Source organism: Vibrio spartinae, from assembly GCF_024347135.1.
Lineage (GTDB): Bacteria > Pseudomonadota > Gammaproteobacteria > Enterobacterales > Vibrionaceae > Vibrio > Vibrio spartinae.
On the sequence record NZ_AP024907.1, the window covers coordinates 2,955,891 to 2,975,489 of the forward strand.

The following is a 19,599-nucleotide window of genomic DNA, read 5'->3' on the forward strand; positions in this document are numbered from 1 at the left end:
GTGGAAACCTGAATTGGCCTCAGTGAGATAACGACGAGTAAACGAAAGGGAGATCCAATCCGGATCTCCCTTTCAATCGCAATCAATATGCCGGTACAACACCATACATTTGTACCGTCAATTGAGCTTAACAATAACCGTAGTTCATGAGTCGCTGATAGCGGCGATCTAATAAACCATCCTGCTCAAATTGAACCAATTCCTGAAGCTGTCGTTGCAACGTCGCTTTCATTTGCTGTGCGATTTGCTGATGATCACTATGCGCCCCACCTAAGGGTTCTTCGATAACATCATCAATCAATCCCAGCTCTTTCAATCGTGGTGCGGTTAATCCCATTGCCTCCGCTGCTTGAGGTGCTTTATCCGAGTCACGCCACAAAATAGAAGCACAGCCTTCAGGAGAAATAACCGCGTAGGTTGAGTATTGCAACATGTTGACATAATCCCCAACACTGATAGCCAAAGCGCCACCGGAGCCCCCTTCACCAACCACATTACAAATAATCGGCACTTTCAAACTGGACATCACTTTCAGATTGGTCGCGATCGCTTCTGATTGTCCGCGCTCTTCAGCACCGACACCGGGATAAGCACCAGCCGTATCGATAAACGTAATAATCGGCATGTTAAAACGCTCCGCCATTTTCATCAGACGCAGCGCTTTACGATAACCTTCAGGTTTTGGCATCCCAAAGTTACGCTTCACCTTTTCCCGGGTTTCACGGCCTTTCTGATGACCAATGATCATCACTGGCTGACCATCCAAACGCGCCATTCCACCAACAATTGCTTTATCATCAGCATAAGCACGATCACCAGACAATTCATCAAAATCTGTAAAGATATGTTTGATATAGTCCAACGTATACGGACGCTGAGGATGACGAGCTAATTGAGCAACTTGCCACGCACCTAAATCACTGAAGATTTTTTTCTTCAGTTCGATGCTTTTATTTTCTAGCTGTTCAATCTCTTTATCGAGATCAACTGAGGTACTCCCGCCATGACGAGAGACATCTCGCAACGCTTCAATTTTCGCTTCAAGTTCTGCAATTGGTTTTTCAAATTCTAGAAAATTCAGGCTCATTTACCGATCCTTTTTGACTCAGCTTTCTTTATTTTCAGCTGAATTTAGTTAAATTCGAGTTCAACTTGGCCGGGGCCAAGCAATTGTTTCAGTTCATCCAGCAATGTATCGTTCGGCGTCACTCGCCATTCTGTACCCAAGGTCAATTTCGCTCTGGCATCAACCCGTTGATAATAAATATGTATTGGTACACTGCCGGAACGGTGAGGTTCCAGAATACGGCTGAAACGCTCAAAAAATGGTTCATCAATCTGTGTTTGAGTGATTGATAAAGACAAACTCTTTGCATATTTTTCTCGTGATGAATCTAAATCCATCACTTCGCGGACGGTCATTTTAAGCCCACCATTGAAATCATCAAAGCTGACCTGTCCGCTTAAGATCAGAATTTTATCTTTTTCCAGCAACTCTGCATATTGTTCCAGCGCATCGGAGAACAACATGGCTTCTAACCGACCGGAACGATCATCCAATGTTAATATCCCAATTCGTGAGCCTCGCTTCGTCGTCATCACCCGTGCGGCAATCACCAAGCCCGCCACTTTTAATGATTGGTCGCGTCGTGTTGGCGTCACATCCTTTAATCGACAATCCGTATAATAATTGAGTTCCTTCAGATACGCATTCACAGGGTGCCCGGTTAAATAAAGCCCCAGCGTATCTCTTTCGCCTTCAAGCCAAACCTTTTCCGGCCATGACGGCACTTGGATATACCGTTGTTCTACCGCTTCCGGCGCATCGGTTAATACACCAAACATATCCGTTTGACCAAATGATTCAGCCTGACGATGTTGGCTGGCCGCTTTGACCGCATCACTCAGAGAAGCCATCATTGCTGCGCGATGTGGTCCAAGACGATCGAGCGCACCGGCATAGATTAGTTTCTCAATAACACGCTTATTCACCCGTTTAAGATCAACACGCGCACAAAAATCAAATAAATCTTTAAAATGCCCGCCAGCATTACGGGCTTCGAGAATAGCATCAATCGGACCTTCACCGACCCCTTTTATCGCCCCGATGCCGTACACGATAGCGCCCTGATCATCGACATTAAACCGATAAAGGCCTGAATTAATATCAGGCGGTAGCACAGTCAGGTTCATGCGGATACACTCATCGACCAGACCGACCACTTTTTCGGTATTGTCCATATCCGCAGTCATCACCGCGGCCATAAACTCCGCTGGATAGTGCGTTTTCAACCATAACGTCTGATATGATACGAGAGCATACGCTGCCGAATGCGACTTGTTAAACCCATAACCGGCAAATTTCTCTACCAAGTCAAAAATTTTCATTGCAAGTTCGCCATCAATACCGTTATTGATCGCACCTTGCTCGAAGATCGCCCGCTGCTTCGCCATTTCCTCAGGCTTCTTTTTCCCCATTGCGCGGCGCAACATATCTGCACCACCCAAAGTGTAGCCAGCCAAAACCTGAGCGATTTGCATGACCTGTTCCTGATAAAGAATAATGCCATACGTTGGCTCAAGAATCTCTTTGAGCGATTCGTGTTGCCATTTTTCATCAGGATAAGAGAGCGGTTCGCGCCCATGCTTCCGGTCGATAAAGTTATCGACCATCCCTGACTGCAAAGGACCGGGACGGAACAACGCCACCAATGCAATAATATCTTCGAAACTGTCCGGCTGAAGTCGTTTAATCAGATCTTTCATCCCGCGCGATTCGAGCTGGAACACCGCGGTTGTTTCTGAGTTTTGCAAGTTCCGAAATGATTGTGGGTCAACAAGCGGAATCGCTTCGATACGAACCGGTGGTTCTCCTTGCTTTTCTAATCGTGGATTGATCAGACCAAGCGCCCAGTCGATAATCGTCAGTGTACGCAGCCCCAAAAAGTCAAACTTCACCAGTCCCGCAGTCTCGACATCATTTTTATCGAACTGAGTGACCGGGTAGTGACCTTCCGGATCACAATAGATGGGGGAAAAATCGGTAATCGTCGTCGGTGAAATCACCACCCCACCCGCATGTTTACCCGCATTTCGGGTACATCCCTCCAGAATGCGACACTTGTCGATCAGCTCTTTGACTTCTTCATCGACATCATAGAGTTCTTGCAGCGCTGGCTCAGCTTTAAACGCTTTTTCCAGAGTCATCCCCGGATCGGGCGGCACCAGTTTGGAAATACGATCGACGAATCCAAATGGATGCCCCAAGACCCGTCCCACATCACGAATCACGGCTTTTGCTGCCATGGTACCGAAAGTAATGATCTGAGAAACGGCATCTCTTCCGTACATCTCAGCGACGTGTTCGATCACTCGGTCACGCTTATCCATACAGAAATCAACATCAAAGTCGGGCATTGAGACCCGTTCCGGATTAAGAAAACGTTCGAAAAGCAGATCGTATTCCAACGGATCCAAATCGGTAATTTTCAGGGCATAGGCCACCAAAGAACCGGCACCAGACCCCCGACCGGGTCCCACCGGAATATCATTATCTTTAGACCATTGGATAAACTCCATGACGATCAAGAAATAACCGGGAAAACCCATTTGGTTGATGACATCAAGTTCAATCTGCAAACGCTCATCATAGGCAGGACGCTGTTGCGCTCTGACTTGCGGATCAGGAAAGAGAAATTCGAGTCGTTCTTCGAGTCCTTCCTGTGACTTTTTCACTAAAAAGTCATCAATATTCATCCCTTCCGTGGGGAAGTTCGGTAAGAAATACTCGCCTAACCGCACCGTCACATTACAGCGCTTGGCAATTTCAACTGTATTTCCCAGTGCTTCGGGGATGTCTTTGAACAGCTCACACATTTCATCTTCACTACGAAGATATTGCTGCTCACTATAGTGTTTGGGTCTGCGAGGATCCTCGAGCGTGTAACCATCATGAATCGCCACTCGAATTTCATGCGCATCAAATAGATCCCGGCTTAAAAAGACAACTTCATTGGTCGCCACAACTGGTAAGTCATATTGTCCTGCCAGTTCTATGGCAAAATGCAAGTAGGTTTCTTCGTCAAGACGCCCTGTTCGGGTTAATTCAAGATAAAAACGGTCGGGGAAATGAGTTTGATAAAAATCGACATACTGCTCAACCAGTTTCTGGTTGCCTTTGAGTAAAGCCTGTCCAATATCACCATTTTTACCGCCAGACAGGACGATTAAACCTTCCGAATGTTCAGCCAGCCATTCCTGATCGATCACCGGGTGGTGCTGAATATGCCCACGAAGATAGGCTTGTGAGATGAGCCAAGTCAGATTCTTGTAGCCAGTATTATTTGCTGCCAACAACGTCAGATGAGTCAGATCATCACCGAATGCTTGCGAACGTACTAAAAAATCTGCACCGATAATCGGCTTTACGCCACAATTATGCGCCGTACTGTAAAATTTCACTAAACCACATAGGTTTGTGAAATCGGTTAACGCCATCGCCGGCATTCCCATCTCTGCAACCTTCTTGACTAAAGGAGGCACTTTCGACAGCCCATCAATCATAGAATAATCACTATGAATTCTGAGATGGATAAATTTAGGGTCAGACATGTTGATGAATATCCTGTTCAGAAACGGTAAAAAACCACCGTCTCCGTCTGTAAAAACGTGATAACCAAATATTGTACGTGATTATCTATCTAAGTCCAAAATACGTCGTACAGGCTTGAAACTTCTGCGATGCGTATCAATCACACCATAATGTTCAATCGCTTCCAGGTGCGCTTTGGTCGGGTAGCCTTTATGCTGTGCAAATCCATAGTTTGGATATTGCTGATCTAATCGCACCATTTCCTGATCTCGGGTTACTTTTGCCAAAATCGAAGCGGCACTAATTTCGGCGACTCGCAGATCGCCTTTGACAACAGCCGCAGCAGGGACCGATAAGGACGGAATCCGATTACCATCGACCAGAACAAACTCAGCCGCAACAGGCAGTGCATGAACGGCTCGCTGCATTGCGACCATGGTTGCTTGTAAGATATTCATCTGATCGATTTCTTGTGCAGAGCAACGCCCAATCGCCCACGCAATTGCTTTTTCCTGAATTTCAGGGAAAAGTGCCAATCGTTTCTTTTCAGATAATTTCTTCGAGTCGGTTAAACCCGAAATCGGTCGGGCCGGATCTAAAATGACCGCGGCTGTCACGACATCGCCAACGAGCGGCCCGCGACCAACCTCATCCACCCCGGCAAAACGCTGGTAACCGAGCGGGTATTCAAAAGGAGGGAATTCAATGTTAGCCATTCACAATCGCTCTATCAGGTTTAAAACTGCGTTAGCTGCCTGTTTGTCTGCATCTTTTCGGATCAACTGGTGAATTTCTGTGAACTTGCTTTGCATCAAACGATTATCACCATCAAATAAAACACAGACTTCTCGGTATAAATTTTCCACCGTACATTCGTCTAACAATAATTCTTTTACGATCTCTTCGTCGACAAGAATATTCGGTAACGAAACATATTTTGTTTTTACCAAGCGCTTCACTAAGAAATTGGTCACCGTATTAAATCGATAACCGACCACCATAGGGCGATTCACCAACATACATTCTAACGCCACCGTCCCAGAGGCAAGCAGCACAGCATCCGCTGCAGTAATCACTGTCCTTGCCGTACCGTTAACCAGCACAAAATCTAATTCAGGCGCAATGTCCTGCCACACGGCTTCAAATTGTTCACGTCGTTTATCGTTCACTAGCGCCACAACAAACCCTAAATCGGGATAGCGCTGACGAAGTTTCCGACAAGTTTCAATAAAAGGGCGACATAGCATTTTCAGTTCGCTGCCCCGACTACCGGGAAGCACGGCTAACCAACGTTTTCCACTATCTAGCCCCAGAGTTGCCCGAGCTTCGTTTTTATCCGAAGACAGAGGAATTGCATCCGCTAATGTATGGCCGATAAATTCACACGGTACGTTAAACCGATCATAAAAAGCTTTCTCAAACGGAAGAAATGCCAAGACCAGATTTGTTGCCTGAGCAATCTTATAGATGCGTTTTTGGCGCCATGCCCAAACGGAAGGACTCACATAATGAACGGTGGTGATACCGGCATCTTTCAAATTACGCTCCAAACGCAAGTTGAAATCCGGTGCATCAATACCGATAAAAACGTCAAGGTCAGCATCTTTAAAGTAACGAACGAGGTGAGATTTTATCTTAAAAAGACGAGGTAATCGCCCTAAGACCTCAGCTAACCCCATAACGGCAAGTTCTTCCATATCAAATAAAGATTCACACCCCAATGCTTTCATTTTCGGGCCAGCGATTCCCACAAAATGAGCATCAGGATATTGTTCCCGAATCGCTTTGATCAATCCTTCACCCAGCGTATCACCTGATAACTCACCGACCACGATGCCAATCTTGAGCGGCTTACTTTTATCCAACATTATCGACTTTGAATCCATAATAGACTGCATTGATGAACCAACAAAAAAAGATCGCTCAATTCAAAGCGATCTTTTGGATAGTTGTGCACAAATCAACGGATAATACCGCGTACAGATTGAACCAGAGAATCCAGAAAAACCTGAACAGCGGGACTTGATTGCGCTTCTTTTGCAATTTCCGTTTTTGCTTCATCCAGCTTGAGACCGCTGCGATACAATAATTTATATGCACGGCGAATTGCATGAATATCGGATTTCTCAAATCCGCGGCGTTTCAAACCTTCAATATTAATACCGAATGGTGAACAATGGTTCCCCTGGGCTGTCACATAAGGTGGAACATCCTGAACAACAATTGAGCCACCACCCAACATCACATGTTCCCCAATATGGCAAAACTGGTGAATCGCACACATCCCGCCCACAATCGCATAGTCACCGACTTTTACATGTCCGGCAAGCGTTGCGTTATTGGCAAAAATACACCGGTCACCTACGATACAATCGTGTGCCACATGCGCATTAATCATGAACAAGTTATCACTTCCGACTTGCGTGATCCCCTGATCCTGCACGGTCCCCCGGTGCATGGTGACACTCTCACGAATAGTATTTCGATCACCAATCACCAGTTGCGTTTCTTCGCCTTTGTATTTCAAATCTTGGCAAGCTTCACCAATTGAAGCGAACTGAAAAATACGATTATCCTGACCGATTTTCGTGGTGCCTTTGACAACAACATGGGACAGCAACTCGGTTCCGTCGCCAATTTCCACATCGCTTTCGACATAACAAAATGGGCCAATTTTTACATTCGCACCGATCAGAGCACCGTCTTCCACGACTGCTGTAGGGTGTATCTGAGCTGTTTCATGAATCATACTAAAACTCTCTACGAGCACATTTTAGCGTTGCCGAACAAACGACTTCACCATCAACTTTTGCCACTCCGGTGAATAGTGCGATTCCCCGACGATCTTTCAGGAATTCCACTTCAACGATTAATTGATCTCCCGGAGAGACCGGTTTGCGAAACTTCGCATTGTCAATACTAGCAAAATAATAAAGCTCATTCTCTTTAGGCGCACCAAAAGTTTTAAATGCAAGTAAGCCGGTCGCCTGAGCCATCGCTTCAAGAATCATGACTCCCGGAAACACCGGAAATTGAGGAAAATGTCCGGTGAACTGAGGCTCATTGAATGAAACATTTTTCAAGCCAACTAAATATTTCCCTTCCTCATAATCCATCACGCGATCAATCAGCAAGAATGGGTAACGATGTGGAAGGAGTGTCTGAATCTCAGTGATATCCATCGTTTTATTTTCAGTAGTCAAAGTCATATTCCTATATAAATCAATAAAAACCAATATGGGTATTGCCAACAAAAAAGGCTCACACGATGCGAGCCTTTCTCTATATCCTTCCCCGTTCAATCAAATCCGGCTCAGGATACATCGCAGAATTAAGATTCCACTTGTTGCTCCAAATGTTGTTCAACGGCTTTCAACCGTCTATGCATATCTTCAATCCGAAGGAGCCGGGCTGTCGTCTTACGCCACTCTTTATTCGGTTGAATAGGAATCCCTGAAGAATATACACCTTTCTCAGACAGACTCCGCATGACCATCGCCATCCCGGTAATAGTAACACCGTCTGCAATATCAATATGTCCATTGATAACTGAAGCACCACCAACGACACAATATTTTCCTATCTTTGTACTTCCGGCAATAATCGTACCACCAGCCATTGCCGTACCATATCCGATGTGCACGTTATGTGCGATCTGCATCTGATTATCAAGGATAACATTCCCTTCAATGACCGTATCATCGAGAGTTCCCCGATCAACTGTCGTGGACGCACCGATCTCAACACGATCACCGATTCTGACTGTTCCCAACTGAGGAATTTTAATCCATTCCCCTTTTTCGTTGGCATAACCAAAACCATCAGAACCGATAACGGAACCCGATTGAATCAGACAATCAGAGCCAATCACCACCCGATGATAAATACTAACATTCGCCCACAGACGGGTATTATCACCAATCTCAGCATGCTGACCAATAAAACAACCAGCACCAATAACAACATTATCACCTAAAACGACGCCAGATTCGATGACAGAATTGGCGCCAATCGAAACATGACTTCCCAGAACAGCATCTTCAGCAATGACCGCAGATGAGGCAATACCTGATGCAGGTGGCGGTGTCGTATCCAAAGCTTGAGCCACTTTTGCAAAAGCAACATAGGGATCATCCACGACCAATACATTCTTTGGGCATAGCGACTGATGTGAAGCTTTGACCATTATTACCGATGCCTGACAGCTACCTAAATGCTGCGCATATTTCGGATTTGATAAGAAAGTGATATCACCCTCTTTTGCGGTATTCATCGGTGCGACAGCCCCAACCGTAACGGTTGGGTCGCCAATTATTTCACCATCGGTGATATCTGCCAGCTCGGCTAATGTCAGTTTTACCATCATATAATTATTTCAACGCTTTAATAACCTTGTCTGATAGGTCATATTCAGGTTTGCCATATTGCATAACCTGAGTATCAATGACCATATCAAAACCTTCTTTCTTGGCAATTTTTTCTACCGCGTCATGAATGACTTTCAGTAGTTTACCCTTTTCTTCAGATTCTCTTTTAGAAGAGGCTTTTTCTAATGCCTGCGACTTAATTTTAAACTTACTATCAAGCTGTCCAATTTCGATGCGAAGCTTCTCGATGTCACTTTCACTCATTAATGAACTGTCTCTTTTCAGTTTTTCAACTTTCTTTTTTGCTTCAGTCCGAATACTTTGTAGCTCAGCGGCTTTATCCTGAAACTCCTGCTTCATTTTTTGCAGAACAACCTCTCTTTGAGGAAGCTGTTGGAACACTTTAGCAGTGTTGATATAGCCAATTTTCTGCGCAGCATCGGCTGCCAGACTAAAACATGACATGCTCAAAACAGCTAAACCAACACTGATCGCTTTGATATGATTCCTCACAATTAATATCCTCATTTTAGAAAGTTTTACCTATCGTGAAGGAGAAGAATTCTTCATCATCTCCCTCATATTTCTTAATCGGCTTAGCAATTGCAAACACAAGTGGCCCCATTGGAGACATCCACTGCAATGCAGCTCCATACGACGAACGGTACTTCGTCGGATCAGAATAATCATAATAGTATGTGTTACCATAATCTGAACCACGATCATGATAATTAAATTCAGTATCCCAAACACTCGCCATATCATAGAAGACGCTGGTCCGTACCTGATTCTGAGCCTCCTCTGACACAAACGGCGTCGGCACAATCAACTCGGCACTGGCTTGCATCATTGCATTACCGCCAGCCGACTTGTTAGTCGCGGTTAATGTACCATTGTTGCTATCTGCAAAGCTTTTAAATACAGCTCTTGGACCTGCCGAGTTTGAACTGAATCCTCGTAAAGTGGAGAACCCACCTGCATAAAAGTTCTCATAAAATGGGTAAAGGTTATCATTATCACCATTTTTCCCATAACCATTTCCGTAACCCAATCTTCCTCTGAGCAGCAAGGTAAAATCGTGTTGTTTCGTCAATGGGAAATATTGTCTGACGTTATATTGAACTTTGAAATACTGAGTATCAGACCCTGGAACCGTGATCTTATAAGAAGCACGTTGATAATTTCCCTCCGTCGGGAAATAACCTTTATCAAGGTTGTTGCGTGTCCAAGTAAAATCGAGATCAAAATCGTCAGTCACAAAATTAACTGTTGAACCTGTATTGGCATCGATTCCCTGAGACATCAAGAATTTTTCAATCTGTAAATAAGGAGACAGATTGCCAATCATGTTATGTGTATACCCGATACCAAACGCAAAACGGTTGAGTTCATCGTAAGGGAATCCCCACGTTAGATTGGTGCCATAACTCTCATTGGTATAATCAACAATCCCAGCTTCCGACGCTTCAAATTCATTATAGAAGATCTTGCCTCCTAAGCTAATACCATCCAAATTCCAATAAGGATCGTTATAGCTCAAAGTGACATTTTTCTGATAATCATTAATCGTCGTCGTAATGCCAACGCTGTTTCCGGTTCCCAAGAAGTTGTCTTGTTGTAATCCTACCTGAAAACTCATTCCAGATTCGGTACCATAACCGATACCAAAATTGACACTACCTGAATTGGCTTCTTTGACGTTATAGACCAGATCAACCTGATCATCACTGCCAGGCACCCGAACGGTCTGTACATCAACCGTTTCAAAAAATCCCAGACGATTCAGACGAGTTTTACCGGCATCAATCGATTTAGAATTCAACCAACTGCCTTCCATCTGACGCATTTCACGGCGAAGCACTTCATCTTTAGTGACTGTATTACCGACAAAGCGAATATCCCGCACGTAAATCCGCTTTCCGGGAGATACTTGAACCACGAGAGAAACTTCTTGCTTGTCGTCATCAAACTCAGGGATGGTTCGAACTGTCGGATAAGCATAGCCGGATTCACCAAGGATTTTCTTGATGCTGCTTTCCATTGCTGTCACAGAAGAGCCTTTGTAGACATCCCCTTTTTCAAAAGGTACCAGTGTCTCGAACTCTTTTTCTTTACCGATGAGATCACCTCTGAAGGTCACCTTTTTCACAGTATAAGGCCGGCCTTCATCTAAGTTCAGGGTAATATAAACACCCTTCTTATCAGGAGAAATTGAGACTTGAGTCGAATCAACCTGAAATTTCAGATATCCGCGATCAAGATAAAATGACTTGAGTTTTTCCAAATCACCAGCAAGGATTTGCTTTTGATATTTATCTGAGGATAAGAAGTTCCACCATGAAACATCAGCATTCAGATCAAAACGTGCCAGTAACTCTTCATCACTAAACACATGATTACCAATAAAATTAATCTGTTGAATCTTGGCAGAAACACCTTCGGTAAACACAAATTTGAGGTCGGCCCGGTTACGCGGCAACGGTGTAACAACCGCCTTTACGGTGGCATTATATTTCCCGACACTGTAATAGAAATCTTCCAGACCTTTTTCGATGTTACTCAGCGCAGTACGATCAAGCGCTTCGCCAACCCGCACACCCGAAGCTTTGAGGTTCTCGGTCAACTGTTCATCTTTAATTGCTTTGTTACCGGAGAAAGAGACACTGGAAATCGTTGGCCGCTCTTTCACTTGAACGACTAACGTACCATTATCCCGAAAAACTTGAATATTTTCGAAGTTACCGGATGAATAGAGTGCCTTGATTAAATCGGCAATGTCCTGAGAGCCCACCGTGTCTCCGACACGAATAGGCATTTTCAATAATGCAGCGCCAAGCGTGACACGTTGCAATCCATCAACTTGAATGTCCTGAACAACAAACCGCTCGGCACCGTAAACAGACATACTGCTGACAAGCGCTGTTGTCAGGATAAGCTTTTTTATCGCCATCGTTATTCTAATTATTCCTTTGTACAACCATGCCTAATCAATGCAGATTCATCACAGGCGTGTAAAATCATTAAACATGGCGATTGCCATGAGTGAAAAAATAATTGCGCCACCGATTCGGTACCCAATCTCTTGTACCTTTTCCGGAACAGGATGTCTGGTAATCGCCTCAATTGCAAAAAACATCAGATGTCCGCCATCCAACATCGGAAGTGGCACTAAATTGATGATTCCCAGATTAATGCTAATAAGTGCCAAAAATCCTAAGAAATAAACCAATCCATATTCTGCTGTTGTTCCTGCACCTTTCGCGATGGAAATCGGCCCGCTTAAATTATTCAGCCCGACATCACCAACCAACAGTTTTTTCAACATACTGAGGGTCAGATTAATCACTTGTCCCGTTTTTTCAACGGCCTTCGGAAGTGCCTCAAAAACACCGTATTGTAAATTATAACGATAATTTGCTGGCCACTCATCCACTGTTGGAGAGATTCCTGCAAAACCGATGGTTCGCCCATCCGATAATGTTTTAGCGTTCGGAATCATTGTGATATCAAGATGTTGTCCATCTCTTAACACCGACAGTTCCAAAGTTTTATTCGGACTGTTTTGTACCGACTGAACCAACTGTTGCCACGAAGACACGTCTTTACCGTCGATAGCGACAATCTTATCACCTTTTGTTAATCCGGCGACAGCCCCTGCACCTTCGTCAATCACCTGTTCCAAAACCGTTGAAACCTTCGGTGAATACGGCTTAAAACCAAGAGCCTTCATTGGAGACTCTTTTTCTGGATCAAAGTTCCATGTTGACAGATCAAGATGCAAAATTTCTTGGTGGCCAATGGCATCAGGTTCGCGGACTGTGAGTGTCATTTGCGCATCACCAATATGAGAAATGAGTGCCATATTGACCGATTCCCAGTTCCCGGTTTTAACCCCAGATACCGACTGAATTTCCATACCGGAACGTAATCCGGCATCCGCGACAATCGATGTGGGCGCGACTTCGCCAATGACCGGTTTTACCGCAGGAATACCAATACAATAAACGGCCCAATAGGCGAAAACAGCGAACAGAAAATTGAAGACTGGGCCAGCGGCAACAATTGCGGTCCGTCTCCATAAATTTTTCTGGTCAAAAGCCAGATGTTGCAAGTGTTCCGGAACATCAGCAACCCGACTATCGAGCATCTTCACATATCCCCCTAACGGGATCACTGAGATGCTATATTCAGTTCCATCTTTGGCGATACGACGCCAAAGAGAACGCCCAAAACCGATTGAAAATTTCTCGACCTTGACACCGCAACGCCGTGCAACCCAGAAATGACCAAATTCATGTACGGCAACCAATATTCCCAATGCCAGAATGAATGAAATGAGGTTCCACAGAATACTGTTCATAACGAATACTCTTTAACTAATTGCTGTGCCGACTGTCGCGCGCTCTTATCGAGCGCCAGTAAAGATTCCAAATCCATGACAGAGGCAGCGCTTGTTGCACACACCTTTGACAAAACGCGCTCATTAATCACGGCAATATCTGTAAAACGAATCCCACGATTTAAAAATGCATCAACCGCAATTTCATTCGCGGCATTCAGTGATGTTGTCGCGTGTTGCCCCTCGTAACAAGCATCAATCGCCAACTGTAAACAAGGATAGCGCGCCATATCAGCCTGCATAAATGTCAGCTCACTCAACTGAGAAAAATCAAGTGGTGCTACGCCCGACGAAAGCCGCTGTTCAGGATAACCCATCACATGAGCGATCGGTGTTGCCATGTTTGGTTCTCCCATCTGAGCAATCACACTGCCATCACGATACTGAACCATAGAATGAATCACAGACTGAGGATGAATCAGGACCTTAAGTTGATCGCGCGAAGTATTAAATAACCATTTCGCTTCAATATACTCAAGCCCTTTATTCATCATGGTGGCTGAATCAACAGAAATCTTCGGCCCCATAGACCAATTAGGATGAGCGATGGCCTGCTCTGGTGTAACATCAGAAAGTGTATGAACCGGCGTATAACGAAACGGCCCGCCAGAACCGGTTAACAAGAGATGAGAGATGCCACTCTCGGCCAGATTGCACCGGCCTAAAACTTGTTGGCAACTCGGTGGGAGTGATTGAAAAATGGCATTATGCTCACTGTCAACGGGAAGTAACTGAGCACCGAACTCTTCAACAGCATTGATAAATAACTGACCGGACATCACTAAGGCTTCTTTATTTGCCAGTAACACCCGCTTTCCGGCTTTAATCGCAGACATTGTCGGTAGCAATCCGGCAGCACCAACAATCGCAGACATCACTGTATCGACCTCATTGAGTGCCGCGACATCACACATTGCCTGTATACCGGACAAGACCTCCGTTTTCACAGCGTCTGTCTGTAAACGTAATCGTAGTTGATGAGCGGCCTGCTCTGATGCCATCACAGCATATTGCGGTTGCCAGCGACAGCACAGTTGGTACATTTTCTCAACATCACTGCCGGCAACTAAAGCAACGACAGAGAATCCTTCGGGATTTTCTTCCATGACCCGAAGTGTACTGGCACCAATGGAGCCTGTTGCTCCTAAAATGGTTAATTTACGCATAAAAGAAATCGTATCACTCTTTTGGGACATCATTGCAAAACCCGAACTGCACCAGCGACCTGCTACACCTGAAAGTACAGGAATGCAAATACAGGGAATGCGGCAGTCAAACTATCAATGCGGTCTAAAATACCACCATGCCCGGGAATAATATGACTACTATCTTTAATTCCTGCGACACGCTTAAACATACTCTCGACCAAGTCACCGAGTACAGAGAAAATAACCGTTAATAAAATCGTCACTAACATCATGCTCGTACTCGAGAAGTGCAATTCAAACCATTCCACCAACCCAAAAGCAACGAGACATGCAGCCACAACACCACCGATCAAACCTTCGATGGTTTTATTCGGGCTAACTTCTGGCGCCATTTTATGCTTTCCAAAAAATCGGCCAGAAAAATAAGCAGCACTATCTGCCACCCAAACAATCATACAGACAAAAAGAACCAGCTTTGCACCGTGATATGGATCAACGGATACTCCTTCCGTTCTTAGCAGTAAAACACTCCAGAAAAATGGAATGAGTGTGAGTAGCCCAAATAGATGTTTAAGTCCTTTCGAATGCTCCCAAAGGGGTCGGGATTTTGGATAAGAAACCGCAAGATAGCTTGCAACAAACCACCACAGAAAACCACTCCATAACAGAACTTGGTAAGGCAGTGGAAGAGCATGGTTCATCGAAAAATTTTCAGGCAAACACCACCAACTAAAGCCACCGATTAAGACGGCTGGCAACAGTGAAATAAGACGAGCATCTAAACTAATAAATTGTGTCCATTCCCAAAAACCAAGCAGCGCTAACAGAGCCAATACAGCGATGAAAATACCCAACGGTAATTTAAAAATCCCTAATATAACTAGGGGAGCCAACACCAAGGCGGTAATAATTCTCAGCTTCAAATCCTGAACCTTTATCTCTTATCCATCATTGCTTTAATTTGTTCACCGGTACACCCAAAACGTCGTTCACGATTAACAAACCAAGTCATTGCTTCAATTAAGCTTTCTTCATTAAAATCTGGCCAGAAGGTCGGTGTAAAATATAACTCAGCATAAGCAAGCTGCCACAACATAAAATTACTGATCCGACATTCACCACTCGTTCTAATTAACAAATCAACATTTGGTAAATCGGACATCGTCAGATGTTGAGCCAGAATACTTTCAGTAATGTCGGCAGGTGTCAGAACGCCTGTCGCAACTTTTTCAGCGACTTGCCTTGCGGCTTGAGTAATGTCCCACTGCCCACCATAGTTTGCTGCTATATTCACGACCATTCCGGTGTTCTGAGCCGTCAACATTTCTGTCTGAGCAATTTTATCCTGTAAGCGAGAATTAAAGCGAGAGGTATCACCAATGACTCGTAGTCGAAGATTATTTTTGTGAAGTTTCTTTGCTTCTGTAGACAAAGCTGTAATGAATAACTCCATCAGTACCCCAATTTCATCTTCAGGACGTCGCCAATTTTCACTACTAAAAGCAAATAAAGTGACCGCCTGAATGCCAAGTTGGGCAGATGTCGTTATCGTTTTTCTTACTGCTTTGACACCATTTTTATGTCCAAAAACTCTCGGTTTTCCCCTCGCTTTGGCCCATCGTCCATTACCATCCATAATAATAGCAATATGTTGAGGAAGTGCTTCAGACGAGAGTTGTGATTTTTGCATAAGAAACGAATTGATTTTCAATAGAATATGTCAAACAAAAAGGCGCTGTAATGGCTTTGCTCAGCGCCTCAATTATATATGGAAATACCAATTAAACTTCCATCAACTCTTTTTCTTTTGCAGCAAGAACTTCATCGATATTCTTCACCGCAACATCAGTCAATTTTTGGATGTCGTCTTGGGCTTTATGTTCTTCATCTTCTGAAATGTCTTTATCTTTCAATAAATTTTTCAGCTCAGTGTTAGCATCACGACGAATATTACGAACCGCAACCCGTCCACCTTCTGCTTCTCCGCGAACAATTTTAACCAAATCACGACGACGTTCTTCCGTCAACGCTGGCAGGGGTACGCGAATGACAGTACCGGCAGACATTGGGTTTAATCCCAAGTCCGACATCATAATGGCTTTTTCTACTTTGGGTGCCAATTCTTTGTCAAAAACTGTAATTGCAAGTGTTCTTGAGTCTTCGGCAATGACGTTCGCAATCTGATTCAATGGTGTTGGTGCGCCATAGTATTCTACGGAAATGCCAGAAAGCAAACTGGGATGGGCTCGCCCGGTACGAACTTTAGATAGGTTATTTTTGAGCGCGTCTACACTCTTGTCCATTCTCTCTTGAGCGTCTTTTTTGATTTCATTAATCACATTATCACCTTAATTCTTACTCAACCTATAAAGATTACAATGAAGCCTTGTTGTTTATGAATGTCCCTTCAGCTTCACCCATCACAATACGACGCAGAGCTCCAGGTTTATTCATATTAAAGACTCGGATTGGCATTTGATGATCTCTGGCAAGCGTAAAGGCTGCCAAGTCCATGACCCGTAGTTCCTTTTCAAGGACATCGTTATAAGTCAGCCTATCATACAGCTCTGCATCAGGGTTTGCTACCGGATCCGCACTATAAACACCATCAACTTTTGTGGCTTTGAGCACAACATCAGCTTCAATTTCAATACCGCGTAAACATGCAGCAGAATCGGTTGTGAAGAAAGGATTACCTGTTCCTGCTGAAAAGATCACCACGCGCCCCTGACGAAGCTGGCTGATCGCATTGGCCCAGTTATAATCATCACACACGCCATTCAGTGGAATAGCAGACATCACTCGGGCATTGACATAGGCTCGATGCAATGCGTCACGCATCGCCAGCCCGTTCATGACAGTTGCCAGCATCCCCATATGGTCACCAACAACACGATTCATCCCTGCTTTGGCAAGTCCTTCGCCACGAAACAGGTTGCCACCACCAATCACAACACCGACCTGAACGCCTAACTCAACCAGTTCTTTCACTTCCTGAGCCATCCGATCAAGCACGGTCGGGTCAATACCAAAGCCTTGCTCGCCTTGCAGAGCTTCACCACTGAGTTTTAACAAAATACGTTGATATGCAGGTTTCGGATTCGTTGTCATGGTGTCTTTACCTTCTCAAGAAAGTTATTCATCGATTAATGGTCATGAATAGATGCTTGCAGACAATTATAAACACATATTCATCACAATTAATGATGGTTTCATTCGTGAAAAGACCGTAGCAATAGCCACGGTCCTTTTAATCGCTTCACGAATCAGAAATTAACCTTTCTGAGCCAGTGCAACTTCTTCAGCAAAACTTAGGCTTTCTTTCTTTTCAATACCTTCACCGACTTCAAGACGGACGAACGCAGAAACAGAAGCACCTTTTTCTTTCAAAATTTCGCCGACAGATTTCTTAGGTTCCATCACGAAAGCCTGACCAGTCAGAGAAATTTCGCCTGTGAATTTCTTCATCCGGCCTGCAACCATTTTCTCTGCAATTTCTTTTGGCTTACCTTCATTCATCGCGATTTCGACTTGAACATCACGCTCTTTTGCAACAACGTCAGCAGGTACATCGTCTGGTGTCACATACTCAGGGCTAGATGCAGCAACGTGCATTGCAATGTGCTTGAGTGTTTCAGTGTCGCCTTCACCAGCAACAACAACACCAATTTTTTCGCCATGACGATAAGACGCCATCGCTGAACCTTCAATATACTGAACACGACGGATAGTGACGTTCTCACCGATTTTTGCAATCAGTGCAACACGCGTGTCTTCAAATTTAGCCTGTAGCTCTTCTACAGATGCTTTAGAAGCGAGGGCTTCAGCAGCCACTTCATGGGCAAATGCGCTAAAGTTTTCATCTTTCGCAACAAAGTCAGTTTGGCAGTTCACTTCAAGAAGAGCGGCAATGCCTTCACCTTCTTTGATAATGATAGTGCCTTCGGCCGCCAAATTACCTGCTTTTTTAGCAGCTTTAGCAGCACCACTTTTACGCATGTTTTCGATTGCAAGTTCAACGTCGCCGTCTGTTTCAACAAGCGCTTTCTTACATTCCATCATACCTGCGCCAGTACGCTCGCGCAGTTCTTTTACTAGAGCAGCAGTAACAGCCATTCTCTATTCCTCGATTGATTCTGGATATGGTAAAAATTAGGGGCCAGTTTTCGGCCCCCAATGTTAACTATAACCTAGTCGATGTGTCACAGATGTTGCACATCGGACTAAGTGTGACTCAGAGCCGCAATTATTCAGCTTCTACAAAACCATCTTCAGCAAGAGCAACAACGTCTTTGTTACGGCCTTCGCTGATAGATGAAGCAGCAGCATTCAGATAAAGTTGAACTGCACGGATTGCATCATCATTACCTGGGATAATATAGTCAACACCATCTGGATTAGAGTTCGTATCAACGACTGCGAATACAGGGATACCCAGATTGTTCGCTTCTTTAACTGCGATGTGCTCATGATCAGCATCAATGATGAACAGAGCGTCTGGTAAACCACCCATATTTTTGATACCACCAAGAGATTTCTCTAGCTTCTCCATTTCACGAGTACGCATCAGAGCTTCTTTCTTAGTGAGTTTGTCGAAAGTACCGTCTGTTGATTGCGCTTCAAGGTCTTTCAGACGCTTGATTGACTGACGAACGGTTTTCCAGTTCGTTAACATACCACCTAACCAGCGATTGTTAACATAGTATTGGTTGCTTGCTAATGCAGCTTCTTTTACAGATTCAGATGCAGCGCGCTTTGTCCCTACAAACAGAACTTTTCCTTTTTTCTCACCGATTTTTGCCAGCTCAGCCAGCGCTTCGTTGAACATTGGAACAGTTTTTTCTAGGTTAATGATATGAACACGACTACGAGCACCGAAAATGAAAGGCTTCATTTTTGGGTTCCAGTAACGAGTCTGGTGACCAAAGTGAACACCAGCTTTCAGCATATCGCGCATTGATACAGTTGCCATATTTTCATCCTCTATGGGGTTAGGCCTCCACATCCCCCATGCATCCGACCTTTGAACTATTTCAACAAAGGCACCCCGGAACACGTGTCGGAATGTGTGTGATTTAAAGAAGTAAATGGAAA

Annotated in this window: 17 protein-coding genes; all 17 read right to left on the reverse strand. The window is 44.5% G+C overall.

All coding sequences use genetic code 11. The features are described from left to right. Nucleotides 1-127 precede the first annotated feature (127 nt). The 17 genes from accA to rpsB all read right to left on the reverse strand — a co-directional run bounded on the left by accA (nucleotide 128) and on the right by rpsB (nucleotide 19,477). The gene (gene accA, locus OCU60_RS13280; RefSeq protein ID WP_074371681.1) at nucleotides 128-1,087 is read right to left on the reverse strand and encodes an acetyl-CoA carboxylase carboxyl transferase subunit alpha; all 960 of its coding nucleotides are present in this window, start codon (nucleotides 1,085-1,087) and stop codon (nucleotides 128-130) included. A 44-nt stretch (nucleotides 1,088-1,131) separates the two neighbouring features. Beyond that, nucleotides 1,132-4,611: a DNA polymerase III subunit alpha gene (gene dnaE, locus OCU60_RS13285; protein ID WP_074371682.1), complete on the reverse strand. Its 3,480-nt coding sequence runs from the start codon at nucleotides 4,609-4,611 to the stop codon at nucleotides 1,132-1,134. 81 nt (nucleotides 4,612-4,692) lie between these two features. Next, nucleotides 4,693-5,307 (reverse strand): ribonuclease HII, encoded by a 615-nt coding sequence (gene rnhB, locus OCU60_RS13290; protein ID WP_074371683.1) that lies wholly within the window; start codon nucleotides 5,305-5,307, stop codon nucleotides 4,693-4,695. Beyond that, nucleotides 5,308-6,459: a lipid-A-disaccharide synthase gene (gene lpxB, locus OCU60_RS13295; protein ID WP_074371684.1), complete on the reverse strand. Its 1,152-nt coding sequence runs from the start codon at nucleotides 6,457-6,459 to the stop codon at nucleotides 5,308-5,310. 92 nt (nucleotides 6,460-6,551) lie between these two features. After that, nucleotides 6,552-7,340 carry an acyl-ACP--UDP-N-acetylglucosamine O-acyltransferase gene (gene lpxA / locus OCU60_RS13300; RefSeq protein WP_074371685.1) on the reverse strand — a complete coding sequence of 263 codons (789 nt, stop codon included), beginning with the start codon at nucleotides 7,338-7,340 and terminating at the stop codon, nucleotides 6,552-6,554. Between the two features lies 1 nt (nucleotide 7,341). Further along, the gene (gene fabZ / locus OCU60_RS13305) at nucleotides 7,342-7,773 is read right to left on the reverse strand and encodes a 3-hydroxyacyl-ACP dehydratase FabZ (RefSeq protein ID WP_162493848.1); all 432 of its coding nucleotides are present in this window, start codon (nucleotides 7,771-7,773) and stop codon (nucleotides 7,342-7,344) included. Nucleotides 7,774-7,922: 149 nt separating this feature from the next. Then, nucleotides 7,923-8,954: a UDP-3-O-(3-hydroxymyristoyl)glucosamine N-acyltransferase gene (gene lpxD / locus OCU60_RS13310; protein WP_074371932.1), complete on the reverse strand. Its 1,032-nt coding sequence runs from the start codon at nucleotides 8,952-8,954 to the stop codon at nucleotides 7,923-7,925. Nucleotides 8,955-8,961: 7 nt separating this feature from the next. Continuing rightward, complete coding sequence (locus OCU60_RS13315) at nucleotides 8,962-9,471, reverse strand: OmpH family outer membrane protein (RefSeq protein ID WP_074371687.1); 510 nt, start codon at nucleotides 9,469-9,471, stop codon at nucleotides 8,962-8,964. Between the two features lie 16 nt (nucleotides 9,472-9,487). Next, nucleotides 9,488-11,908, reverse strand: coding sequence for an outer membrane protein assembly factor BamA (gene bamA, locus OCU60_RS13320; protein WP_074371688.1), 2,421 nt, complete (start codon nucleotides 11,906-11,908; stop codon nucleotides 9,488-9,490). Nucleotides 11,909-11,959: 51 nt separating this feature from the next. Continuing rightward, a complete protein-coding gene (gene rseP, locus OCU60_RS13325; protein WP_074371689.1) occupies nucleotides 11,960-13,318 on the reverse strand; it encodes a sigma E protease regulator RseP in 1,359 nt (452 codons plus the stop codon). Then, nucleotides 13,315-14,523 (reverse strand): 1-deoxy-D-xylulose-5-phosphate reductoisomerase, encoded by a 1,209-nt coding sequence (gene ispC / locus OCU60_RS13330; protein WP_074371933.1) that lies wholly within the window; start codon nucleotides 14,521-14,523, stop codon nucleotides 13,315-13,317. The genes rseP and ispC overlap by 4 nt, the downstream gene beginning before the upstream one ends. 62 nt (nucleotides 14,524-14,585) lie before the next feature. Then, entirely contained in the window at nucleotides 14,586-15,428 is an 843-nt protein-coding gene (locus OCU60_RS13335; RefSeq protein WP_074371690.1) for a phosphatidate cytidylyltransferase, read from the reverse strand. Between the two features lie 11 nt (nucleotides 15,429-15,439). Next, nucleotides 15,440-16,195: a polyprenyl diphosphate synthase gene (gene uppS, locus OCU60_RS13340; protein ID WP_074371691.1), complete on the reverse strand. Its 756-nt coding sequence runs from the start codon at nucleotides 16,193-16,195 to the stop codon at nucleotides 15,440-15,442. Nucleotides 16,196-16,286: 91 nt separating this feature from the next. Continuing rightward, entirely contained in the window at nucleotides 16,287-16,844 is a 558-nt protein-coding gene (gene frr / locus OCU60_RS13345; protein WP_074371692.1) for a ribosome recycling factor, read from the reverse strand. A gap of 34 nt (nucleotides 16,845-16,878) precedes the next feature. Next, complete coding sequence (gene pyrH, locus OCU60_RS13350; RefSeq protein WP_074371693.1) at nucleotides 16,879-17,616, reverse strand: UMP kinase; 738 nt, start codon at nucleotides 17,614-17,616, stop codon at nucleotides 16,879-16,881. A gap of 162 nt (nucleotides 17,617-17,778) precedes the next feature. Further along, nucleotides 17,779-18,621 carry a translation elongation factor Ts gene (gene tsf, locus OCU60_RS13355; RefSeq protein WP_074371694.1) on the reverse strand — a complete coding sequence of 281 codons (843 nt, stop codon included), beginning with the start codon at nucleotides 18,619-18,621 and terminating at the stop codon, nucleotides 17,779-17,781. 130 nt (nucleotides 18,622-18,751) lie between these two features. Then, on the reverse strand, nucleotides 18,752-19,477 hold the full coding sequence (gene rpsB, locus OCU60_RS13360) for a 30S ribosomal protein S2 (protein WP_095533261.1): 726 nt from the start codon (nucleotides 19,475-19,477) through the stop codon (nucleotides 18,752-18,754). Between the last annotated feature and the right edge of the window lie 122 nt (nucleotides 19,478-19,599).

What these genes read in the sequence shown, in the direction of transcription:
- accA (WP_074371681.1), bottom strand. Translation starts at nt 1,087, where the DNA reads ATGAGCCTGAATTTTCTAGAATTTGAAAAACCAATTGCAGAACTTGAA.
- dnaE (WP_074371682.1), bottom strand. Translation starts at nt 4,611, where the DNA reads ATGTCTGACCCTAAATTTATCCATCTCAGAATTCATAGTGATTATTCT.
- rnhB (WP_074371683.1), bottom strand. Translation starts at nt 5,307, where the DNA reads ATGGCTAACATTGAATTCCCTCCTTTTGAATACCCGCTCGGTTACCAG.
- lpxB (WP_074371684.1), bottom strand. Translation starts at nt 6,459, where the DNA reads ATGTTGGATAAAAGTAAGCCGCTCAAGATTGGCATCGTGGTCGGTGAG.
- lpxA (WP_074371685.1), bottom strand. Translation starts at nt 7,340, where the DNA reads ATGATTCATGAAACAGCTCAGATACACCCTACAGCAGTCGTGGAAGAC.
- fabZ (WP_162493848.1), bottom strand. Translation starts at nt 7,773, where the DNA reads ATGGATATCACTGAGATTCAGACACTCCTTCCACATCGTTACCCATTC.
- lpxD (WP_074371932.1), bottom strand. Translation starts at nt 8,954, where the DNA reads ATGGTAAAACTGACATTAGCCGAGCTGGCAGATATCACCGATGGTGAA.
- bamA (WP_074371688.1), bottom strand. Translation starts at nt 11,908, where the DNA reads ATGGCGATAAAAAAGCTTATCCTGACAACAGCGCTTGTCAGCAGTATG.
- rseP (WP_074371689.1), bottom strand. Translation starts at nt 13,318, where the DNA reads ATGAACAGTATTCTGTGGAACCTCATTTCATTCATTCTGGCATTGGGA.
- ispC (WP_074371933.1), bottom strand. Translation starts at nt 14,523, where the DNA reads ATGCGTAAATTAACCATTTTAGGAGCAACAGGCTCCATTGGTGCCAGT.
- uppS (WP_074371691.1), bottom strand. Translation starts at nt 16,195, where the DNA reads ATGCAAAAATCACAACTCTCGTCTGAAGCACTTCCTCAACATATTGCT.
- pyrH (WP_074371693.1), bottom strand. Translation starts at nt 17,616, where the DNA reads ATGACAACGAATCCGAAACCTGCATATCAACGTATTTTGTTAAAACTC.
- tsf (WP_074371694.1), bottom strand. Translation starts at nt 18,621, where the DNA reads ATGGCTGTTACTGCTGCTCTAGTAAAAGAACTGCGCGAGCGTACTGGC.
- rpsB (WP_095533261.1), bottom strand. Translation starts at nt 19,477, where the DNA reads ATGGCAACTGTATCAATGCGCGATATGCTGAAAGCTGGTGTTCACTTT.